Annotated in this window: 18 protein-coding genes and 1 riboswitch; of the genes, 13 read left to right on the top strand and 5 right to left on the bottom strand. The window is 69.5% G+C overall.

Annotation, left to right across the window (positions count from 1 at the left end; translation table 11 throughout):
- Nucleotides 1-38 precede the first annotated feature (38 nt).
- From OG251_RS06075 to OG251_RS06035, 9 genes are all read left to right on the top strand, one after another.
- Nucleotides 39-2,534 (top strand): mannose-1-phosphate guanyltransferase, encoded by a 2,496-nt coding sequence (locus tag OG251_RS06075; RefSeq protein WP_326676192.1) that lies wholly within the window; start codon nucleotides 39-41, stop codon nucleotides 2,532-2,534.
- A 97-nt stretch (nucleotides 2,535-2,631) separates the two neighbouring features.
- Entirely contained in the window at nucleotides 2,632-3,552 is a 921-nt protein-coding gene (locus OG251_RS06070; RefSeq protein ID WP_326676191.1) for a DUF881 domain-containing protein, read from the top strand.
- On the top strand, nucleotides 3,549-3,881 hold the full coding sequence (locus OG251_RS06065; RefSeq protein WP_003970459.1) for a small basic family protein: 333 nt from the start codon (nucleotides 3,549-3,551) through the stop codon (nucleotides 3,879-3,881). Before OG251_RS06070 ends, OG251_RS06065 begins: the two co-directional genes overlap by 4 nt.
- Nucleotides 3,882-3,886: 5 nt before the next feature.
- Nucleotides 3,887-4,687, top strand: coding sequence for a DUF881 domain-containing protein (locus OG251_RS06060; protein WP_326676190.1), 801 nt, complete (start codon nucleotides 3,887-3,889; stop codon nucleotides 4,685-4,687).
- Nucleotides 4,688-4,877: 190 nt separating this feature from the next.
- Complete coding sequence (locus tag OG251_RS06055) at nucleotides 4,878-5,636, top strand: FHA domain-containing protein (RefSeq protein WP_326676189.1); 759 nt, start codon at nucleotides 4,878-4,880, stop codon at nucleotides 5,634-5,636.
- A 41-nt stretch (nucleotides 5,637-5,677) separates the two neighbouring features.
- Nucleotides 5,678-6,421 (top strand): transcriptional regulator FtsR, encoded by a 744-nt coding sequence (ftsR, locus tag OG251_RS06050; protein ID WP_326676188.1) that lies wholly within the window; start codon nucleotides 5,678-5,680, stop codon nucleotides 6,419-6,421.
- A 53-nt stretch (nucleotides 6,422-6,474) separates the two neighbouring features.
- On the top strand, nucleotides 6,475-6,948 hold the full coding sequence (locus tag OG251_RS06045; protein WP_006123076.1) for a bifunctional nuclease family protein: 474 nt from the start codon (nucleotides 6,475-6,477) through the stop codon (nucleotides 6,946-6,948).
- A gap of 168 nt (nucleotides 6,949-7,116) precedes the next feature.
- On the top strand, nucleotides 7,117-7,734 hold the full coding sequence (locus tag OG251_RS06040; RefSeq protein WP_266809145.1) for a MerR family transcriptional regulator: 618 nt from the start codon (nucleotides 7,117-7,119) through the stop codon (nucleotides 7,732-7,734).
- 98 nt (nucleotides 7,735-7,832) lie between these two features.
- On the top strand, nucleotides 7,833-9,296 hold the full coding sequence (locus OG251_RS06035; RefSeq protein WP_326676187.1) for a DNA polymerase IV: 1,464 nt from the start codon (nucleotides 7,833-7,835) through the stop codon (nucleotides 9,294-9,296).
- Here the strand turns inward: OG251_RS06035 and OG251_RS06030 are convergent.
- On the bottom strand, nucleotides 9,218-9,589 hold the full coding sequence (locus tag OG251_RS06030; protein ID WP_073723006.1) for a PRC-barrel domain-containing protein: 372 nt from the start codon (nucleotides 9,587-9,589) through the stop codon (nucleotides 9,218-9,220). The genes OG251_RS06035 and OG251_RS06030 overlap by 79 nt on opposite strands.
- A gap of 132 nt (nucleotides 9,590-9,721) precedes the next feature.
- Nucleotides 9,722-9,819, top strand: a riboswitch (glycine riboswitch).
- Nucleotides 9,820-10,013: 194 nt separating this feature from the next.
- Here OG251_RS06030 and gcvP point away from each other — a divergent pair.
- Nucleotides 10,014-12,899, top strand: coding sequence for an aminomethyl-transferring glycine dehydrogenase (gene gcvP / locus OG251_RS06025; protein WP_326676186.1), 2,886 nt, complete (start codon nucleotides 10,014-10,016; stop codon nucleotides 12,897-12,899).
- Between the two features lie 81 nt (nucleotides 12,900-12,980).
- Here the strand turns inward: gcvP and OG251_RS06020 are convergent, their stop codons facing one another.
- Together OG251_RS06020 and OG251_RS06015 are read right to left on the bottom strand one after the other, a co-directional pair.
- Complete coding sequence (locus OG251_RS06020; protein WP_326676185.1) at nucleotides 12,981-13,187, bottom strand: DUF5999 family protein; 207 nt, start codon at nucleotides 13,185-13,187, stop codon at nucleotides 12,981-12,983.
- Between the two features lie 330 nt (nucleotides 13,188-13,517).
- Nucleotides 13,518-14,102, bottom strand: coding sequence for a hypothetical protein (locus OG251_RS06015; protein WP_326676184.1), 585 nt, complete (start codon nucleotides 14,100-14,102; stop codon nucleotides 13,518-13,520).
- A 485-nt stretch (nucleotides 14,103-14,587) separates the two neighbouring features.
- On the opposite strand from OG251_RS06015, the gene OG251_RS06010 reads away from it, so the two are divergent.
- Nucleotides 14,588-16,093, top strand: coding sequence for a glutamate-cysteine ligase family protein (locus tag OG251_RS06010; protein ID WP_326676183.1), 1,506 nt, complete (start codon nucleotides 14,588-14,590; stop codon nucleotides 16,091-16,093).
- A 138-nt stretch (nucleotides 16,094-16,231) separates the two neighbouring features.
- Here OG251_RS06010 and OG251_RS06005 read toward each other — a convergent pair whose 3' ends face one another.
- The gene (locus OG251_RS06005; RefSeq protein ID WP_326676182.1) at nucleotides 16,232-18,022 is read right to left on the bottom strand and encodes a substrate-binding and VWA domain-containing protein; all 1,791 of its coding nucleotides are present in this window, start codon (nucleotides 18,020-18,022) and stop codon (nucleotides 16,232-16,234) included.
- A 185-nt stretch (nucleotides 18,023-18,207) separates the two neighbouring features.
- Here OG251_RS06005 and OG251_RS06000 point away from each other — a divergent pair, with 185 nt between their 5' ends.
- Entirely contained in the window at nucleotides 18,208-18,987 is a 780-nt protein-coding gene (locus OG251_RS06000) for a CPBP family intramembrane glutamic endopeptidase (RefSeq protein WP_326676181.1), read from the top strand.
- Between the two features lie 119 nt (nucleotides 18,988-19,106).
- Here the strand turns inward: OG251_RS06000 and OG251_RS05995 are convergent, their stop codons facing one another.
- Nucleotides 19,107-20,114, bottom strand: coding sequence for a phosphotransferase (locus OG251_RS05995; protein WP_326676180.1), 1,008 nt, complete (start codon nucleotides 20,112-20,114; stop codon nucleotides 19,107-19,109).
- A 272-nt stretch (nucleotides 20,115-20,386) separates the two neighbouring features.
- On the opposite strand from OG251_RS05995, the gene OG251_RS05990 reads away from it, so the two are divergent.
- Complete coding sequence (locus OG251_RS05990) at nucleotides 20,387-21,622, top strand: epoxide hydrolase family protein (protein WP_326676179.1); 1,236 nt, start codon at nucleotides 20,387-20,389, stop codon at nucleotides 21,620-21,622.
- Nucleotides 21,623-21,632: the final 10 nt, after the last annotated feature.

The following is a 21,632-nucleotide window of genomic DNA, read 5'->3' as shown; positions in this document are numbered from 1 at the left end:
CGGCTAGCCGTCGTCTCTTCTAGGAGGACGTTTCCGACATGAAGGCCGTCGTGATGGCTGGTGGAGAAGGCACGCGCCTTCGCCCCATGACCTCAAGCATGCCCAAGCCGTTGTTGCCCGTGGCCAATCGGCCGATCATGGAGCATGTGCTGCGGCTGCTCAAGCGGCATGGGCTCAATGAGACAGTCGTAACCGTCCAGTTCCTCGCCTCTCTCGTCAAGAACTATTTCGGCGACGGCGAAGAACTCGGGATGGAGCTCACCTATGCCAACGAGGAGAAGCCACTCGGCACCGCAGGGAGCGTGAAGAATGCCGAGGAAGCGCTCAAGGACGATACGTTCCTCGTCATTTCCGGTGACGCACTCACGGACTTCGACCTGACCGACCTCATCGCCTTCCACAAAGCGAAGGGCGGGCTGGTCACGGTCTGCCTGACGAGGGTCCCCAATCCACTGGAATTCGGGATCACGATCGTGGACGAGAACGGACAGGTCGAGCGTTTCCTGGAGAAGCCCACCTGGGGCCAGGTCTTCTCGGACACCGTCAATACGGGCATCTATGTCATGGAGCCCGAGGTCTTCGACTACGTCCAGGCCGACACCTCCGTGGACTGGTCGGGTGATGTCTTCCCCCAGCTCATGAAGGAAGGCAAGCCGATCTACGGCTATATCGCCGAGGGCTACTGGGAAGACGTGGGCACCCACGAGAGCTATGTGAAGGCCCAGGCCGATGTGCTGGAGCGCAAGGTCGACGTCGAGATCGACGGCTTCGAGATCTCGCCCGGCGTATGGGTGGCCGAGGGCGCGGAGGTCCACCCGGACGCCGTGCTGCGCGGGCCGCTCTACATCGGTGACTACGCCAAGATCGAGGCGGATGTCGAAATCCGCGAGCACACGGTCATCGGGTCGAACGTCGTCGTGAAGACGGGGGCGTTCCTGCACAGGGCGGTGGTACACGACAACGTGTACATCGGGCAGCACAGCAACCTGCGCGGCTGTGTGATCGGAAAGAACACCGACATCATGCGGGCGGCCCGCATCGAGGACGGCGCCGTCATCGGCGACGAATGTCTGGTCGGTGAGGAATCGATCATTCAGGGCAATGTGCGGGTGTACCCGTTCAAGACCATCGAGGCCGGCGCCTTCGTCAACACCTCCGTGATCTGGGAGTCCCGCGGGCAGGCACATCTGTTCGGCGCCCGTGGCGTCTCCGGGATCCTGAACGTCGAGATCACCCCCGAACTGGCGGTGCGGCTGGCAGGTGCCTATGCCACGACGCTGAAGAAGGGCTCGACGGTCACCACGGCGCGTGACCACTCGCGTGGTGCCCGTGCGCTGAAGCGGGCGGTCATCTCCGCTCTCCAGGCCAGTGCCATCGACGTCAGGGACCTGGAGAACGTGCCGCTGCCCGTGGCCCGCCAGCAGACGGCACGGGGCAGCGCGGGCGGCATCATGATTCGTACGTCCCCCGGAGTGCCCGACTCGGTGGACATCATGTTCTTCGACGAACGGGGCGCCGATCTCTCCCAGGCGCGACAGCGCAAGCTGGACCGCGTCTATGCCCGCCAGGAATACCGCAGGGCCTTCCCCGGTGAGATCGGGGACCTGTACTTCCCGTCCAGCGTCTTCGACTCGTACACCGGTTCCCTGCTCCGTAACGTCGACACCACCGGTATCGCCGAGGCGGCGCTCAAGGTCGTCGTCGATGCCTCCAACGGCAGTGCCGGGCTCGTTCTGCCCAGCCTGCTCGGGCGGCTCGGTGTGGACGCGCTGACCATCAACCCGGGGCTCGACGAGTCGCGGCCCACCGAGTCGGCCGAGACCCGGCGGGCCGGGCTCGTGCGGCTCGGCGAGATCGTGTCCTCGGCGCGGGCCGCGTTCGGGGTGCGGTTCGACCCCGTGGGCGAGCGTCTGTCGCTGGTCGACGAGCGTGGCCGGATCATCGAGGACGACCGGGCCCTGCTCGTGATGCTCGATCTGGTGGCCGCCGAGCGGCGCAGCGGGCGGGTGGCCCTGCCCGTGACGACCACACGTGTCGCCGAGCAGGTGGCGGCGTACCACGGCACACAGGTGGAGTGGACGACCACCTCGCCCGACGACCTGACCAGGGTGGGCCGCGAGGAGACCACCATCTTCGGAGGAGACGGGCGCGGCGGCTTCATCGTTCCCGAATTCAGCAGCGTCTTCGACGGCGCCGCCGCTTTCGTGCGGCTCATCGGACTCGTCGCGCGTACGCAGCTCACGCTCAGCCAGATCGATGCCCGCATCCCGCGCGCCCATGTGCTGCGACGCGACCTGGCGACGCCCTGGGCGGTCAAGGGGCTCGTCATGCGGCGTGTGGTCGAGGCCGCGGGCGACCGCAGCGTGGACACCACGGACGGGGTCCGGGTGGTCGAGGCGGACGGACGGTGGGTGATGGTGCTGCCCGACCGGGCGGAGGCCGTCACGCATCTGTGGGCCGAAGGGCCCGACGACGCCTCGGCGCAGGCCCTGCTCGACGAGTGGTCGGCGATCGTGGACAGCGCGGGCAACTGATGTGAGGGCGGTGCACCGGGAGTTGTCGTGCCGCGGCTCCCGGTGCACCGGTGGGGCCATTCGGCGGTAGCCGTAGTGACGTGCGACGATGTGCGGCATGTCGCAGCAGCCCCCCGATCGGAGCACCGTCCCGCCACCCGCACGCCCCGACGCTTCCATGTCGCTGCTGACCAATGTGATGGACCACAGTCTCGACGACGGGTACGCCGAGGCGACGGCCCGTCGCAAGGCCGACGGGAGCGCGGGGCTGCCCCGCACGCTCAAGTCGAAACTGGGTCTGGCGGCCGGACTGGTGCTGGCGGCTCTGGTGGTCACCCTCGGTGCCGCCGAGGCGAGGGTGTCGGCGCCCGTCGTGGCCAAGGAGCGCGAAGAGCTGATCGACCGCATCGACGCGGAGACCAGCGCGGCGGACACGCTGGAGTCGGACGTCGAGGAGCTGCGCGCCGATGTGGGCGAGCGGCAGCGCAAGGCGCTCGAACAGCACGGCGGGGACCAGGGCCAGCTCGTAGCCCTGCTGTCCGGTGCCACCCCGGTCGAGGGGCCCGGGGTGAAGCTCGTCGTCGACGACGCCAAGGACACCGACCAGGGCGGTGGCGGGCCGCGTGAGTCGACCGGCTTCGCCGACACCGGGCGGGTGCGCGACCGGGACATGCAACGCGTCGTCAACGGCCTCTGGGAGTCCGGCGCGGAGGCCATCGCCATCAACGGCCAGCGGCTGACAGCGCTGTCGGCGATCCGCGCCGCGGGCGACGCCATACTGGTCGACAACAGACCGCTCGTGCCGCCGTACACGGTGCTCGCGGTGGGGGACGGCAAGAAGCTCAGCGCCGCGTTCCAGGACAGCGCCGACGGCCAGTATCTGCACGCGCTGCAGGAGAGCTTCGATATCCGTACCAGCATTTCCGATCAGGGGAAGGTGCGGCTTCCGGCCGCGCCGAGCCTGATCGTCCGTACAGCAGAGCCGAAGTCCGCCGGCACCGGCAGTGGCGCGGCAGACACAGGGAAGGGCACATCGTGATCGCCGTACTGGGCCTCGTGGTGGGAGTCGTGGTCGGACTGTTGGTCCGGCCCGAGGTGCCGGCGGTGGTTGAGCCCTATCTGCCGATCGCCGTGGTGGCCGCGCTCGACGCCGTATTCGGAGGGCTGCGGGCCATGCTCGACGGCATCTTCGTCGACAAGGTCTTCGTGGTGTCGTTCCTGTCCAACGTCGTGGTGGCCGCACTGATCGTGTTCCTCGGCGACAAACTGGGTGTCGGTGCCCAGCTCTCCACCGGTGTGGTGGTGGTGCTCGGCATCCGGATCTTCTCCAACGCCGCCGCCATCCGCCGGCACGTCTTCCGGGCTTGAGGCCGATGAGTAACGAAGAATCCCCCCGCAACGGGGAGCGCACCGGCGACGAGCCGGTCGACGCACCCCCGCCCGCACGCCAGGAGGTCTCCGGACGCCAGCGGCTGCTGGCCGGTCTGTGGCCGCCCCGGGTGAGCCGTGCCCAACTCATCGTGGCGCTCCTGTTGTTCGTCCTCGGTCTGGGGCTGGCCATCCAGGTCCGGTCCAACAGCGACAACAGCGCCCTGCGCGGCGCGCGGCAGGAGGACCTGGTCCGGATCCTGGACGAGGTCGACGACCGGACGCAGCGTCTGGAGGACGAGAAGCAGCGTCTGGACGCTCAGCGCACGGAGCTGGAGAACAGCTCCGACCAGGCCGAGGAGGCCCGGAAGCAGACGCTGGAAAAGGAGCGGCAGCTCGGTATCCTCGCCGGTACTGTGGCCGCGCACGGCCCCGGCATCACGTTGACGATCGACGATCCCGGTGGTGCTGTCGCGGCCGACATGCTGCTCGACGCCATCCAGGAGCTTCGCGCGGCCGGTGCCGAGGCGATCGAGGTCAACGGCGTGCGCGTGGTGGCCAATACGTACTTCGCCGGGGACGGCGGTGACATCCAGGTCGACGGGAAGAAGATCGAAGCACCTTATGAGTTCAAGGTGATCGGTAAGCCGCAGGATCTGGAGCCGGCGCTCAACATTCCCGGCGGTGTGGTCCAGACGCTGGAGAAGGAGCAGGCCACCGCTGTTGTCGAGCGGTCGGAAGACATCGTCGTGGACGCCTTGCGACCGGCGAAGCAGCCTGACTACGCTCGGTCGTCGTCGCAGTGAGCCACCGGCGCATGGGGGCGGAAGGACACGGGCAGGAGGTTGCGGGGGGTCGGCGCTACGGATTGGTGGCGCGTGGTGGAAACTGTCGGGTGGATACGGACGTTGTGAAGATGTCCGGGTCGGCAGGTGTGTTCATTCAGGGTTCGTCCTGCCCCACGGGCGGGTCTATGTCGGTCAAGGGGAATCGCCCGTGAAGTTTTTTGCGAAGTTGTTCGGAAAGAGTGCACGCGAGGACGGCAACAGCGCTGCCCGCCACCGTGCTCCGCGCCAAGGCCAGGGTGAGGAGCAGGGCGGGGAGCGTCCGCTCTTCCGTGATGAGGTATCCGGTCCGGCCGGTGACGTCCCGGGTGCGCCCGGCGTGTCGTCCGGTGACCCCGCCGGTGCCGGACGCATAGGTTCCGGCGCACCGTCGGGCTCGTCCGCGCCGGTCTGTACGAGGTGTGGTCACCGCAACGCGGAGGCCAGCCGTTTCTGCTCCAACTGCGGTGCGCCGCTGCGGGGCGGGATCCCCGAGCGTGCCTCGGAGACGACGTCGACGATCTCGATCTCCGGTCTTGAGGCGTACGAGGCGGAGGCGACGGGCCAGACCGCCCTGCCTTCCCTTTCGCCGGAGGCCCAGGCGGCCGTCGACGCCCTGCCGGGCGGTTCCGCGCTGCTGGTGGTGCGCCGCGGCCCGAACTCCGGCAGCCGCTTCCTGCTGGACGGGGATCTGACCACGGCCGGCCGGCACCCGCAGAGCGACATCTTCCTCGACGATGTGACCGTGTCGCGGCGTCATGTGGAGTTCCGCAGGAACCCGGACGGTAGTTTCACCGTGAGTGATGTCGGCAGCCTCAACGGCACCTACGTCAACCGTGAGCGCATCGATTCCGTCGCGCTGTCCAATGGCGACGAAGTCCAGATCGGTAAGTACCGGCTGGTCTTCTACCCGAGCCAGCGGGGCGTGTGACCCTTCCCCCGCTCCGTCCGGGGGGACCCCCAGGAAGGCCCATGCTGCGAACACCGACAGGCGGTGCCGGTCACGGCACCGCCACCGCGGACGCCCGCTCGATGAGCATCGGTACGGTGCTTCTCCAGCTGCGCGACGAGTTTCCCGAAGTCACCATCTCCAAGATCCGATTTCTGGAAGCCGAGGGGCTCATCGAGCCGCAGCGCACGCCTTCCGGGTACCGGAAGTTCAGCCCCGGCGATGTCGAGCGGCTCGCGCAGGTGCTCCGCATGCAGCGGGACCACTATCTTCCGCTGAAGGTCATCCGGGGGCATCTCGAAGCCCTGGCCAGGGGGGAGCAGCCCGTGCTGCCCACCCCGGGCGGCCAACGGGATCTCGCCGAGGGACTGTGGGACTCCGGCCTCGGCACGCCGACCGCCGTGCGGATCGGGCGTGCCGAGCTGCTCGCGGCGGCCGAGGTCGGCGAGGAGCAGCTCGACGAGTGGGAGTCGTACGGGCTGATCGTGCCGATGCCGGAGGGCGGCTACGACGCCGAGGTGGTCACCGTGGCGAGACTTGTGGCGGATCTGGGGCGATTCGGCCTGGAACCTCGTCATCTGCGGGCCATGAGGGCGTCTGCCGACCGTGAGGCCGGACTGATCGAACAGGTGGTCGCGCCCTTGCGCCGGCACCGGAATCCGCAGACCAGAGCCCATGCGGAGGCCACCGCTACGGAGCTCGCGGAGCTCTCCGTGAGGCTGCACGCAGCCCTGGTGCAGACGGCTCTGCAGGTCCGGCTCCACTGACCGTGGAGGAGCCCGACTACCCAAACATGGCGGGCACGTCCTAGGGTTGCTGTGTGAACGAGCTTGACGTTGTCGGTGTCCGGGTGGAAATGCCCTCCAACCAACCGATCGTTCTCCTGCGTGAAGTGGGAGGCGACCGGTACCTCCCCATTTGGATCGGTCCTGGGGAGGCGACCGCTATCGCCTTCGCTCAGCAGGGAATGGCTCCGGCCAGGCCGCTGACCCATGATCTCTTCAAGGATGTGCTCGAGGCCGTCGGCCAGGAGCTCACCGAAGTCCGCATCACGGACCTCCGCGAAGGCGTCTTCTACGCGGAGCTGGTCTTCGCCAGCGGGGTCGAGGTGAGCGCCCGGCCGTCCGACGCCATAGCGCTCGCCCTGCGGACCGGAACGCCGATCTACGGCAGTGACGGTGTGCTGGACGATGCGGGGATCGCCATCCCCGACGAGCAGGAGGACGAGGTGGAGAAGTTCCGCGAATTCCTCGACCAGATCTCGCCGGAGGACTTCGGTACCAACAGTCAGTGACCGTCCCGCAGGGGTGTCGTCAGCGCATCCGACAAGCCTTTCCCGGTAGCGAGACACGGGAAACCACCCTCAGGGTGATTATCACTCGGCGTGCCGAGTGTGGCGATCGTTGACGCACCCCAAGTGACTGCCTACCTTCGAGTGGGCAGGTCAAGGACGGAGGTCGGCGTGAGAAGCAGCGGCGACGGTACGGCAGCGGGCGGGCCGTATCCGCAGCACGGCAGTGCAGCCGACCACACCATCAGGCAGCCGGTTCAGCCGGCCGCGGTGGCGGTGGACGGCGTGGCAGCAGCGAGTGATATCGGCTATCGCGGACCGACGGCATGTGCGGCGGCGGGGATCACCTACCGCCAGCTCGACTACTGGGCGCGCACGGGGCTGGTGGAGCCGAGCGTGCGTCCGGCGTACGGCTCGGGTACCCAGCGTCTCTACAGTTTCCGGGACGTGGTCCTTCTCAAGATCGTCAAGCGGTTCCTGGACACCGGGGTCGCTCTGCAGAACATCCGCACGACGGTTCAGCATCTACGGGCCCGGGGGTTCCAGGACCTTGAGCGGATGACCCTGATGAGCGACGGTGCGACGGTCTACGAGTGCTCCTCGCCCGCCGAGGTCGTGGCCCTGCTGCAGGGCGGGCAGGGGATCTTCGGGATCGCCGTCGGTGTGGTGTGGCGGGACGTGGACGCGGCGCTGTCCCAGTTGCACGGCGAACGGATCGACACCGGCGAGACGCTGGTCGGCAACAACCCCACCGATGAACTCGCGCGGCGGCGCAATCGCGCCGGATGAGCGGCTGACCGGACGGCGGCAGCGGCCAGAACCGCCCGGCACCCCGCACGGGGTGCCGGGCGGTCGCATTGTCAGTGGCGTAGGGCAGCATCGGTGAGGTGAGAGCCGCGCCCACCATCCTCCACCTGGACATGGATGCCTTCTACGCCTCGGCGGAGCAGGCATCCAAGCCGAGTCTGCGCGGCAAGGCGGTGGTCGTCGGTGGGCTCGGGCCGCGCGGAGTGGTCGCCACCGCGTCGTACGAGGCGCGGCGCCTGGGCGTGCACTCGGCGATGCCGACGGCGCAGGCCCGCAGGCTGGCACCGAACGCGGCCTACCTCGTGCCGCGCTTCGCGCTGTACCGGACCGTGAGCGACCAGGTGATGGAGCTGCTGGGCAGGCTGTCACCGTTGGTGGAGCCGCTCAGCCTGGACGAGGCTTTCGTCGATCTGGAGGCGGGCGGGGTCGCGGACGACGCGGAGTCGGCCCGGGTGATGGGCGAGCAGCTGCGTGCCGCCATCCACGCGGTGACGGGGCTCAGCGGATCCGTCGGGCTCGCCGGGTCCAAGATGCTGGCCAAGATCGCCTCGGAGGAGGCCAAGCCGGACGGGCTGCTGCTGATCGAGCCGGGCACCGAACGGGAGCTGCTGGCGCCCATGCCGGTACGGATCCTGCCGGGAGTGGGCCCTGCCACCGGGGACCATCTGCGGCGGGCCGGCATGACCACCGTCCAGGACCTGGCCGAGGCGGGCGAGGCGGAGCTCGTACGGCTGGTGGGCAGGGCTCACGGTGTCTCGCTGTACCGGATGGCCCTGGGGCTGGACGACCGTCCCGTGGTCGCCGAGCGGGACGCCAAATCCGTATCGGTCGAGGACACCTTCGACATCGACCTGCACGACCGGGTGCGGGTGCGCACGGAGGTGGAGCGGCTGGCGGGCCGGTGCGTGGAGCGGCTGCGGGCCGCGCAGCGCTCCGGGCGCACGGTGGTGCTCAAGGTGCGCCGGTACGACTTCTCGACCCTGACGCGCTCCGAGACCCTCAGAGGGCCCACGGACGACCCCACAGTGGTGCGTGAGGCGGCCGCGAGGCTGCTGGAGGCAGTGGACACCACCGGGGGCGTACGGCTCCTGGGAGTGGGCGTCACGGGGCTCGCCGACTTCACCCAGGAGGATCTCTTCGCCCAGGCGGCCGATGCCCGGCACGCGGCGGAGGCGGAGGCCCAGGAGGGCACGGCGGTGGACGGCGGCACGACGGACACCGGGGCCACCGTGGAGGAAACGGCGCCGGAGAGCGCCGAGCTGCCGTCCGCCCGGCGCTGGCCGTCCGGGCACGACGTACGGCACGCGGTGCACGGCCACGGCTGGGTGCAGGGGAGCGGGGTGGGCCGGGTGACGGTCCGGTTCGAGGAGCCGGGCGACGAACCCGGCCGGGTGCGTACGTTCCGTATCGACGACCCGGAGCTGAGTCCGGCCGATCCGCTGCCGCTGGTGCGGGACCCCGCGGACTACTCCTCCTGGCCGGCCAGCCTGCCGAAGTCCCGGTCCGGCCCGGTCTCCTCCGTGGGCGGGGAGTCCAGCCCGTAATGGCGGTAGAGCTGCAGTTCCTGCTCCGGGGAGAGATGCCGGCCGACGCCGAAGTCCGGCGCGTCCTTGATCAACGCCCGGTCGAAGGGGATCCGCAGCGAATCCCCGACGAACTCGCTCGGTTCCAGCGGGACGAAGGCGTCTCTGCTGAAGAGTCCGGTGCGCACGGCCGCCCACTCCGGGACTCCGGTCGCATCGTCCAGATAGACCTCATCAACCGTTCCGATCTTGGCGCCCTTGCGGTCGAACGCCTTGCGGCCGATCAGGCTGCGCGGATCGATGTCGGTCTGCACGGTGCCTCCCACTGGTCGCAACTGCTCGGGTGGTCGCAACTACTCCACAAGCACTACAAAAGTGCAGATCTCGGGCATCGGCCACTCGAGAAATCCGGCCCGGACCCCGCTGGTAGGCTGGCATATGGCTGCTGACCCCGTGCGGGAGAGTCCTCCGGTGCAGAATCCGGAGGCGCCGAAGGAGCAAATCCTCCCCGGAATCTCTCAGGCCCCCGTACCGCACGGACGAGGTCACTCTGGAAAGCAGGGCGGGTTTCGTGCGGGCATGTGCCGGGACGGATCCCTCCCTCACCGACGGTGAAAGCCGGTGTGCCGTGAGGCGGGCCGGTGAAGCTCTCAGGTTGAGATGACAGAGGGGGAGGCCGTTCGGGCACCCACGCCGTGGTGCCCCTCGCAGGTCGTGACAGACCAGGAGGCCTCCATCATGACCCCCCGTCGCACCCCGCTCTCCCAGCTGGAACAGGGCATTCCGTTCGAGCAGCGCCACATAGGGCCCGATGGTGCGGCCCAGGCGAAGATGCTCGCCCAGGTCGGCTACGGCTCGCTCGACGAGCTCACCGCCGCCGCGGTGCCCGACGTGATCAAGAGCACGGAGGCCCTGAACCTTCCGTCGGCCCGTACCGAGGCCGAGGTGCTGGCCGAACTGCGCTCGCTCGCCGACCGCAACCAGGTGCTCGCCCCGATGATCGGGCTCGGCTACTACGGCACGTTCACCCCGCCGGTGATCCTGCGCAACGTCATGGAGAACCCCGCCTGGTACACGGCCTACACGCCGTACCAGCCGGAGATCTCCCAGGGGCGGCTCGAAGCCCTCCTCAACTTCCAGACGATGGTCGCCGAGCTGACCGGGCTGCCCACCTCCGGCGCCTCCCTGCTCGACGAGGGCACCGCGGCCGCCGAGGCCATGGCGCTGGCGCGGCGCGTGGGCAAGGTCAAGAACGGCGTCTTCCTGGTCGACGCCGACACCCTGCCGCAGACCGTCGCCGTGATCGAGACCCGCGCGGAGCCGACCGGTGTCGAGGTCGTCGTCGCCGACCTCACCGGCGGTATCCCGGCCGAGCTCGTGGAGCGCGGGGTCTTCGGCGTGCTCCTCCAGTACCCGGGTGCCTCCGGAGCCGTCCGGGACATCAGGCCCGTGATCGAGCAGGCCCATGAGCTCGGTGCGATCGTCACCGTGGCCGCCGACCTGCTGGCGCTCACCCTGCTCACCTCGCCCGGCGAGCTGGGCGCGGACATCGCGGTCGGCACCACCCAGCGCTTCGGTGTACCGATGGGCTTCGGCGGTCCGCACGCGGGCTTCATGGCCGTCCGCGAGAAGTTCGCCCGCAGCCTGCCCGGCCGCCTCGTCGGCGTCTCCGTCGACGCCGACGGCAACAAGGCCTACCGACTGGCCCTGCAGACCCGCGAGCAGCACATCCGCCGCGAGAAGGCCACCAGCAACATCTGTACCGCACAGGTGCTGCTCGCCGTCATGGCCGGGATGTACGCCGTCTACCACGGTCCCGACGGGCTGCGGACGATCGCCCGGCGCACCCACCGCTACGCCACGATCCTGGCCGAGGGCCTGCGGCGGGCCGGCGCCGACGTCGTGCACGGCGCGTTCTTCGACACGCTGACCGTGCGGGTGCCCGGCAAGGCCGCCGCCGTGGTCGCCGACGCCCGCGAGCGCGGGGTCAACCTGCGTCTCGTCGACGCCGACGTGGTCTCCCTCTCCTGCGACGAGACCACGACCCGTACCCAGGTCTCCGCCGTCTGGGCCGCCTTCGGTGCCGACGGCGACATCGAGGCGCTGGACGCCGCGGCCGCCGACACGCTGCCCGAGACCCTGCTGCGCGACGACGACATCCTCACCCACCCGGTCTTCCACCAGCACCGCTCCGAGACCGCGATGCTGCGCTACCTGCGCAAGCTCGCCGACCGGGACTACGCGCTGGACCGCGGCATGATCCCGCTCGGCTCCTGCACCATGAAGCTGAACGCGACCGCCGAGATGGAGTCGATCACCTGGCCCGAGTTCGGCGCGCTGCACCCCTTCGCGCCCGCCGAGCAGGCCCAGGGCTTCCTCACCCTCATCCGTGAGCTGGAGGAGCGGCTCGCCGAGGTCACCGGCTACGACGCCGTGTCGATCCAGCCCAACGCGGGTTCGCAGGGTGAGTTCGCCGGTCTGCTGGCCGTACGGGCGTACCACCGGGCCAACGGCGACGACCGGCGCACCGTGTGTCTCATTCCGTCCTCGGCCCACGGCACCAATGCCGCGAGCGCCGTCATGGCGGGCATGAAGGTCGTCGTGGTGAAGACCGCCGACGACGGTGAGGTCGACATCGCGGACCTGCGCGCGAAGATCGAACTGCACCGCGACGAGCTGGCCGTGCTCATGATCACCTACCCGTCGACGCACGGCGTCTTCGAGGAGCATGTCGCCGCCATCTGCGGTGAGGTGCACGACGCGGGCGGCCAGGTGTACGTCGACGGCGCCAACCTCAACGCGCTGGTCGGCCTGGCCAAGCCCGGCAAGTTCGGTGGCGACGTCTCGCACCTGAACCTGCACAAGACCTTCTGCATCCCGCACGGCGGGGGTGGCCCCGGTGTCGGCCCGGTCGGCGTCCGCGCGCACCTCGCGCCGTACCTGCCCAACCACCCGCTCCAGCCCGCCGCGGGCCCGGAGACGGGCGTCGGCCCGATCTCGGCCGCCCCGTGGGGCTCGGCCGGCATCCTGCCCATCTCGTGGGCGTACGTCCGGCTGATGGGCGGCGAGGGCCTGAAGCGCGCGACGCAGGTCGCCGTGCTCGCCGCCAACTACATCGCCAAGCGCCTGGAGCCGCACTTCCCGATCCTGTACAACGGCCCGGCCGGACTGGTCGCGCACGAGTGCATCGTGGATCTGCGGCCGATCTCCAAGGCGACCGGTGTCAGCATCGACGATGTCGCCAAGCGTCTGATCGACTACGGCTTCCACTCGCCGACCATGTCGTTCCCGGTGGCCGGGACGCTGATGATCGAGCCGACCGAGAGCGAGAACCTGGCCGAGCTCGACCGTTTCTGCGACACCATGATCGCCATTCGCGGCGAGATCGAAAAGGTCGCATCGGGCGAGTGGAGTGCGGACGACAACCCGCTGAGCAACGCCCCGCACACGGCGGCAGCGCTCGGTGACGAGTGGACGCACGCCTACAGCCGTGAGGAGGCCGTCTTCCCGGCCGGGGTGTCGGCCGCGGACAAGTACTGGCCGCCGGTGCGCCGGATCGACGGTGCCTTCGGCGACCGCAACCTGGTCTGCTCCTGCCCGCCGCTGGACGAGTACGACAACTGAGCGATGCCGTAAGGCGTGCGCGGACATGCGTCGGGGCCGGTGCGGAGATTCTCCGGGCCGGCCCCCTTCGTACGGCCGCGGTCAGGCGGCTTTCATCACCCGGCCGGCCCCCAGCGGCCGGTGCGGGGCGATGATCTGCCCGTCCGGCAGCAGCTCACCGGTGTCCTCGAAGAGCAGGACGCCGTTGCACAGGAGGCTCCAGCCCTGTTCCGGGTGGTGGGACGTCAGGCGCGCGGCTTCCCGGTCGGCGGAGTCGGCGGTCGGGCAGGGTGGCTGGTGCTGGCACATGGCTGGGTTCTTTCGCTGCGTCGATTCGAATGTCCTGCGGCTGGCTGAGTCGTTCATGGCCGCCCCCGTATCAGTCGGCCGGGTCCCAGTGTTGCCCTACGGGCGTCATTCCGCAGGGATTTCACCGCAGCTCCTGTCTTCCTCTCATGACGCATCACCCGGCAGGACGGTTCAGCGCAACAACACTGTCCCTTTGGGTGGTTCGGGGTGGCCGGACCGGGCTAGTCCGGACGGGTAGGAATGCGCCCCCGCCGTTCCCCGTCCCACCACCTCGTGTTCGGTGGGACGGGGAGCCGCGGGGGCGTACGTGCGTCGGAAGGGCAGGCCGGCTCAGGCCGAACTGAGCAGCGGACCCGGAGTGACGCGCAGGGTCATCACCGGAAGCAGATCGGCGACGCGGTGCGGACGGTGCGCGGCGATGCCCGGCGGGGCGGGCGCCAGGGGCACCAGCACATCGGTCGGGGCCAGCGTACCGCCGGAGGCATCGGCGTCGGTGTCACCGTGCAGCCACAGCGTGAGCATGTAGAGCTCCGGGATGGACAGCAGGCGCGCCTGGTACGCGGAGGTCGACGCCTCCGCCTGCCGTACGGCCAGTTCCGTCGAGGCGAGGTAGGGCCCCTCGAAGAAATGGGAGAAGGCCCAGCCGTCCGGGGTGAGCATCGTGTCCGCCGCCGCTACGGCGCGCTCCTCACTGCGGATCAGGAACCGCCATGCGGCGAGGCGGGTACGGGGCGCGGTGTCACCCGCGGTGATCCGTTCCAGTACGTGGACGGGGAGCGGGAGTTCGGGGCTCAGCGGTCCCTGGACGGACCGCAGGGCGGGTGTACGGGCTTCGCGGACTGCGGTGGGAGAACCGAGTGCGGCGAGAACGCTGCGCAGCGCGGGCGCGGGAGCCGGAGGAACATGCAGCGGCATGGTGGGTTGCCTCTCACTTCGGAGACACGGTGATGCGTGGGTGGGTGCAGACGGCGCTGTCGGCATGCGGGGGCCAGAGGAGGCCGGGACCGGGCCGGTTGCGTCAACTCTCTGCCTCGCCCGCGGAGTTTATACGAAAAGTGTTCCCTCGATGCTTCCACTAGCCGTTTCGGATATGTCCCACAAGGTGGCATCAGGACTTTGAATTGTGGAGTTTATGATGATTCCGTCCGCCTCGTTCGTCCCTCGCCTGGGACTTTTTCGATGCAGCGGTAGGCCGAAACTCATCGGTGATTCCACCACGTGCTTCTCGACCGAAACCCCACATTGCCGCATGCCGACGGAATGTGCCCGCCCGATCCCGTCGAAGACTAGCGGGTGTCCGGCGCCCGCGGGGCGTTATGGATCACCTCGACTGGGCATTATCGATCGTGATGCGAGCGGCCTGGTCCACGGGCCGCGCACACTGGAGGAGGGACCCTTCGATGGGGGAGAAGGTCGTGGCGGGAGCCTTTGACCTGTCCGATCGGCAGACGTACCGCAGAAAGCTCAACCAGTGCCTGGAGGGGCTGGGGAGACTGCTGGCGGAGCGGAGCTTCGATCGCCCCAGGAACCTCATGGGGCTGGAGATAGAGCTGAATCTGGCGGGCTCCGACGGTATGCCGAGGATGCGGAATGCGCAGGTGCTCCAGCGCATCGCGAGCCAGGATTTCCAGACCGAACTGGGGATGTTCAATCTGGAAGTGAATATTGTTCCGCACCGCCTCGGCGGACGGGTTTTCGACCAGCTGGCGGAGGAGCTGCGCACCGGGCTCGCCTATGCCCATCGGAAGGCGGGCGAGGTCGATGCGGGGATCGTGATGATCGGAATCCTGCCGACGCTCGGCAGGCAGGACGTGGTGTCGGCGAACCTCTCCGAAGCGGAACGCTACACGTTGCTCAACGATCAAATGTCGGCGGCCCGCGGGGAGGATTTCGCCCTCGATATCGAGGGTGTCGAGCGACTGGTCTGCACCTCGCCCTCGATCGCTCCCGAATCGGCCTGTACCTCGGTGCAATTGCACCTTCAGGTGACGCCCGAGCGGTTCGCGGACGTCTGGAACGCCGCCCAGGCCGTCGCGGCCGTCCAGATCGCGCTCGGCGCCAACGCGCCCTTCCTGTTCGGCAAGGAGCTGTGGCGGGAGTCGCGGCCACCGCTGTTCCAGCAGGCCACCGACGTACGGCCGCCCGAGCTGCGGAATCAGGGGGTACGGCCGAGGACCTGGTTCGGGGAGCGGTGGATCAGTTCCGCGTACGAGCTCTTCGAGGAGAATCTGCGGTACTTCCCGCCGCTGCTGCCGATCTGCGACGACGAGGAACCCCTGCGGGTCCTGGACGAGGGCGGGGTGCCGACGCTCGCCGAGCTCGTGCTGCACAACGGCACGGTCTACCGCTGGAACCGGCCGGTGTACGGGCTCGCGGACGGCGTTCCCCATCTGCGCGTGGAGAACCGGGTCCTGCCGGCCGGGCCCACCGTGACGGACGTGATCGCCAACGCCGCGTTCTACTACGGGCTGGTGCGGGCCCTGGCCGGGGAGTCCCGGCCGGTGTGGACGAAGCTGCCCTTCGAGGCCGCCGCGGAGAACTTCGACGCCGCCTGCCGCCACGGCATCGAGGCCGAACTGCTCTGGCCGTGCACCGGCCGTTCCGGCGGGATCACCAAGGTGCCGGCCCTCAAGCTCGTACGCGACGAACTGCTGCCGCTCGCCGCCGCCGGGCTCGATGCCTGGAACATCGAGCCCGCGGACCGTGACCTCTACCTCGGGGTCATCGAAGAGCGGTGCAGACGACGCGTCAACGGAGCCTCCTGGCAGGTCGCCACGTACCACCGGGCGCTGGAGGCCGGACTGGAACGGGACGGGGCACTGGCGGCCACCACCCGGCGCTACGCCGAGCTGATGCGGACGGGCGATCCGGTGCACACCTGGCCGACCGGGTTCCCGGCGCCCTGACGCGGAGCGCCCGCCCGGACCGCGGACCTGCGGTGGCCCCGTGCCGGGCAGGGGGCGCACCGGGGCCGGGAGGCGGGTCCGCGGCTGCGCGGTTCCGTCCGGCCCCGAGGGCCGCGCGGTTCCGCCCGGTCCTGAGGGCTACTCCTGGGAGGCGCGCCCGTTCTCTCCGGCGGTCATGATGGCCTGGAGGATCACCGCCTGGATCTCCGCCGGGTCGCTCACCTCGTAACCGCCGCCGCCGGTCACCTTCGCCACCGCCGACACCTCGTCGCGGTCGGCGTCCGGGCCCACCGCGATGGCGATGATCGGCACCGGCCGCTGCGGGTCGGCGAGCTGCTTCAGCCGGTCGATCAGCGCGCTGCGGGAGATGCCGTGGGCGTCCTGGTTGGAGCCGTCGGTGAGGATCACCAGGGCATTGAACTTGCCCTTCACATACGAGGACTGGGCCGCCTCGTACGAGGCCAGGGTGGTGTCGTACAGACCGGTCGCCCCGCCCGGTACGGGCTGGAGCCCCGCGAACGCCGCCGACAGCTTCTCCCGGTGGGTGCCGCCGCCCTTCGCCGGGTCGCCGAGCCTTCTGGCCGGCATCAGCTCGCGGTAGTCCTTCTCGCCGTCCAGGGTCGTCGCGAACTCCCACAGCCCGATCTCGTCGTCCGCGGTGAACTGGCCGAGCGCCTGGATCAGGGACGCCTTCGTCACGTCCATCCGGGACTGGTCGCGGCCCGGCACCGGGGTGGCCATGGAACCGGAGACATCGACAACCGTGGTCAGCCGGGCGCTCTGCACGGTGATCGTCCACATACCGAGCGTCTCCTGGAGGGCCCGCGCGGACGGGGCCTCGGCCGCCGAGGTGGCGTACGGCTGAGGATCTCTGCCGCCGGCCGACGCGACGACCGAGTCCACGGCGGTCCCGTCCACGGGCCGGAAGCCGTGCCGGGTGAGGATGGTCCGCGAGCCCGGGTCGTTCAGCAGGGTCATGAAGCGCAGGGCCGCCCGCGACTGGTGGGTGCTCAGTTTCGGCTCGTCGACCAGGGTGTACGGGTAGTTGAGGAGCGGGGTGCCGTCCTTCGGGTAGAACAGGTCGAGCTTGCCCCCTCCGGTCGCCTCCGCGTTGTGGGTGAACGCCGCCTGCTCGGAGACGAGCACCGCCTGGTTGCGCTTCGGGTTGCCGTCCTCGGCGCCCGAGCTGTCGTGGGCCAGCGTCTCCAGTACCTGGGCGTCACTGTCGGACATCCGCTGGGCCAGCACCTTCGCCGTCTCGGCGACCCTGGTGTCGCTGTCCCCGCCCTGTTTGTCGGACGAGGCCCCGATGCCGGCCAGCGCGAGCAGCCCGGTGGCACTGCGCGCCGGGTCGGCGGCACCGAGGCGTACCTTGTCCGACCGCATGGCCGACGCGACCAACTCGGCCCAGGAGTAGGTCTTCTCGGGCCAGTCCAGTTCCTCGGACGCGGACGGCACCATGCCGAGCGCCACCGGTGAGGAGGCGACGGAGTCGGCCGGGGTGATCGGGATGCCGTCGCCGAGGCCCTTGGCCCGGTCCAGCCAGAGGTCGGAGTCGGGCAGCCAGACCTGGTAGTCGACGGACTTGCCGCCGGTGGCGAGCGCGTCGGCGACCTTGTAGGCGTCGCGGGCCACCACATCGACGTCCAGGCAGCGGCCGTCGGATCTGACCTCGTCCGCGCGCGCCTTGTCGGCGATGGCGCGCATGGCGGGGGCGATGTCGGGGGAGGCCGCCATCGACAGACGCACGGTGGAGTCCTCGCAGGACTCGGAGAACGACAACAGGCCGCCCTGGGCCGCGACCGCCGTTCCCGCCGCCACAGCGAGTACCAGCATGGTGGCGATGGCAACAGTGCGGCGGCGACGCGGGGGAGGGCCGTCCCGGTGTCCCTCCGCCTCGTAGTCGTCAGGCAAGCTATGACGTCCCATGTCGGTGGTGCCCCTCCTTGAGGATGTACAAGGAAAAAGGGGGACCGCACCATCGGCGATGGTGGTCGTCCCCCGGCCTGTCGCGCATGATCTTCGTACCTGCATTCGAGACCCTAGTGGGACGGCGGGCGGGATGAGACGCGATTGCACAACTAAAGGCAGGTGTACAGGTGGAGACGGGGCGCGTGGCTGATTCTTTTCCCCAAGAGGCCGTGTCACAGCGGATCCTGCGGTCCGAGACGGTGTTGGTGCTGGCTCTCTCGCTGGGCGCGAGCGGGGTGTCTGCCCTGATCAGTTTTGTCGGATCGCTGACCAAACCAGGGGGTTTGAAGGACCAGGCGGCCACGCTCAACGGTTCGCACGCTCCGGGGCGCCCATGGCTGGATCTGGCATGGCAAATGTTCGGAATCGCAACGGCTCTGGTGCCGGTCGCCCTGGTCGCGCATCTGCTGATCAGGGAAGGAGCGGGCCTGCGGGTCCTCGGATTCGACCGGACCAGACCCGGGCCCGACCTCGGCCGCGGCACCCTCGTCGCCGCGGGCATCGGCAGCGCCGGGCTCGCCTTCTACCTGGTGGCGCGGGCGACCGGCTTCAACCTCACCGTGGTTCCGGAGTCGCTGCCCGACGTGTGGTGGAAGTTTCCCGTACTGATCCTCTCCGCGGTGCAGAACTCCGTACTGGAGGAAGTGATCGTCGTCGGCTACCTGCTGCGCAGACTGGGGCAACTGGGCTGGACGCCGATGGCCGCGCTGGTGGCGAGCTCGGTGCTGCGCGGTTCGTATCACCTGTATCAGGGCATCGGCGGCTTCATCGGCAACATGGTGATGGGCGTCGTCTTCGTGCTGCTGTACCGGCGCTGGGGGCGGGTCGGACCGCTGGTCGTCGCGCACGCGCTGCTCGACATCGGGGCGTTCGTGGGATACGCGCTGCTCGCCGGAGAGGTGGACTGGCTGCCCACGCCGTGAGCGGACGTTCGCCGGGGGGCGTACGGGAATTCTTCCCGCGCCCCATCCTTTTCGTGCCAGGCACGGACGTCCCGCCGCACGGAGTGCGACGCGCAGGTGGCTCGGGGACGGGACAGCCCTCAGACGGGCGGCTCGGGGAAGAGTCTCAGCAGCCACTTGGCGCCTTCCGCGGAACCTGTCCCGTCTGCCGTGCCGGACGCTCCGGGGAAGAGCCGGCCCCAGGAACAGGCCCGGCCGATCGCGCCGAGCCGCTCTGCCAGGGCCAAGGCGCGCCGCAGTTCCGCCGCTGTCCGACCGGTTCCTGTCCACGGTTCCAGGTAGGCGTCACGCAGTCGGGGCAGCACCCCGGGCCCGTACCGGTCGCAGGCGCTCCGAGCAGGGACGAGGAAGCTGCAGAAAGGATGGGAGACGGCGGCGTCGCCCCAGTCGAAGAAGGTGAACCGGCCCGGCCCGGGAGCGAAGAGCTGACCGTCGTGCAGATCGGCATGGTCGAGTGTGTCCGGGATGCCCACGTCGGCAAGCTCCGTGCACCACTCCACCAGGCGCGGCCGCAGCCGGCCCAGCTGGGTGAGCTCGTCCGGCCGCAGTGCGGTGTTCCCGGCGATGACCTGGTCGAAGACATCGGGAAGCGCGGTCGTCCGGGCGCTGGGGACGCCGAGCAGTTCGAGCTCCTCGGCGTGCGGGACGAGCGCGCGCTGCATCTGCGCGTACTGACTCAGCGGCTCTTCCCAGGCCCCCGGATCAACGGGGCTTCGGTCGAGTACGTCCCTGAGGAGATCGCCACCGTCGGGGAGCAACGACCATCCGCGTTCGGCGTCGATCGCGAGCGGGTCCAGCACGTGCCCGGGAACCCAGCGGGCCAGCGCGGAGGTGAGCGCGGCCTCGAAGGCGCTCGCGGGCGGATTGGCCTTGAACCAGACCGAGCCGTGACCTTCGACGGGCATACGGACCAGGACGGACCACGGTCGGAGCCGGACTCTCCGTCGCCCTGTTTCACGCAGGCCACGAGCGGCGAGCCCGCGCTCGGCCCAGGCGAGCGCGGCCTCCCGCCAGGCCGCCTGCTCCCAGGGCGTCTGCGCGTCCTGGTAGGTCCCCCGGTCCACCACCACCGACATGTCGTGCCGCATCGCGCCATCCCAGCACGGAGTCCACCCGGCCTCCATCCATTTCTCTCGCGGGGTCCGCCCCACACGCGCCACCACGCCGCCTGATCGATGGCGGCCCTTCCGGCCGGCACGTTTCACGGCGGCCTCCGGTCCGGGACACCCGGCAGGAGCGCATCGGCCGCCTCCGCACCACCGGCAGGCACGCGCCACGCCTCTGCCCGCACACCTCGAACCCGCCCGGCCGTCCAGCAGGCCGACGACACCGTTTCCGCCACCCGGTATGGAGCCACGCGATGACCACCCCTCATGCCTTTCCCTTGGAGCCCACCCCGATCCATGTGTCCGACCGCGTCCTCGACGACCTGCGGGCCCGTCTCGCCCTGACCCGTCCACCGCTGGACGAAGGGAACGAGGACTGGTCCTACGGAGTCCCGGACAGCTTCCTCCGTGAGCTGGTCGCCTACTGGCGGGACGGCTACGACTGGCGCAGGGCCGAGGCCGCCATGAACCTCCACGAGCACTACCAGGTGAGCGTCGCCGGTGTCCCGGTGCACTTCATGGGCAAGTCCGGCCGGGGCCCTCGCCCGATCCCGTTGATCCTCACCCATGGCTGGCCGTGGACGTTCTGGCACTGGTCGAAGGTGATCGACCCGCTCGCCGACCCGGCCGCGTTCGGCGGCGACCCCGCCGACGCGTTCGACGTCATCGTGCCGTCCCTGCCCGGCTTCGGTTTCCCCGGCCCGCTCACCGGCTTCCCGGACGTCAACTTCTGGAAGGTCTCCGACCTCTGGCACACCCTGATGACCGAGACCCTGGGATACGAGAAGTACGCCGCCGGGGGCTGCGACATCGGAGGGATCGTCTCCAGCCAGCTCGGCCACAAGTACGCCGACGAGCTGTACGGCATCCACATCGGCTCCGGGCTGCCGCTCGACTTCTTCACCGGTCCCCGCGCCTGGGACTTCGCGCGGAACCGGCCCCTCACCGACGACCAGCCCGCCGGCATCCGCGCCCGGATCACCGAGCTGGACCACCGCTCGGCTTCCCACCTCGCCGTGCACATGCTCGACGGTGCCACCCTGGCCCACGGGCTGAGCGACTCACCCGCCGGACTGCTCGCGTGGCTGCTGGAGCGCTGGAACGCCTGGAGCGACAACGGCGGCGACCTGGAGTCCGTCTTCACCGAGGACGACCTGCTCACCCACGCCACGATCTACTGGGTGAACAACTCCATCGCCACGTCGATGCGTTACTACGCCAACGCCAACCGCTACCCCTGGACCCCCGCCCACGACCGCACCCCGGTCGTGCAGGCCCCGGTCGGCCTCACCTTCGTCACGTACGAGAACCCGCCCGGCATCCACACCACCACCGACCGCGTCCAGGCGTTCAGGACCGGCCCGCAGGCCGATTGGTTCAACCACGTCAACGTCAACGCCCACGACCACGGCGGCCACTTCATCCCCTGGGAGAACCCCGACGCCTGGGTGAGCGACCTGCGCCGTACCTTCCGCGGCCGCAGGCCCTGAACGACCCCGT

It is taken from the genome of Streptomyces sp. NBC_01237 (assembly GCF_035917275.1).
GTDB lineage: Bacteria > Actinomycetota > Actinomycetes > Streptomycetales > Streptomycetaceae > Streptomyces.
This window is presented reverse-complemented; position numbering and strand designations above follow the sequence as displayed.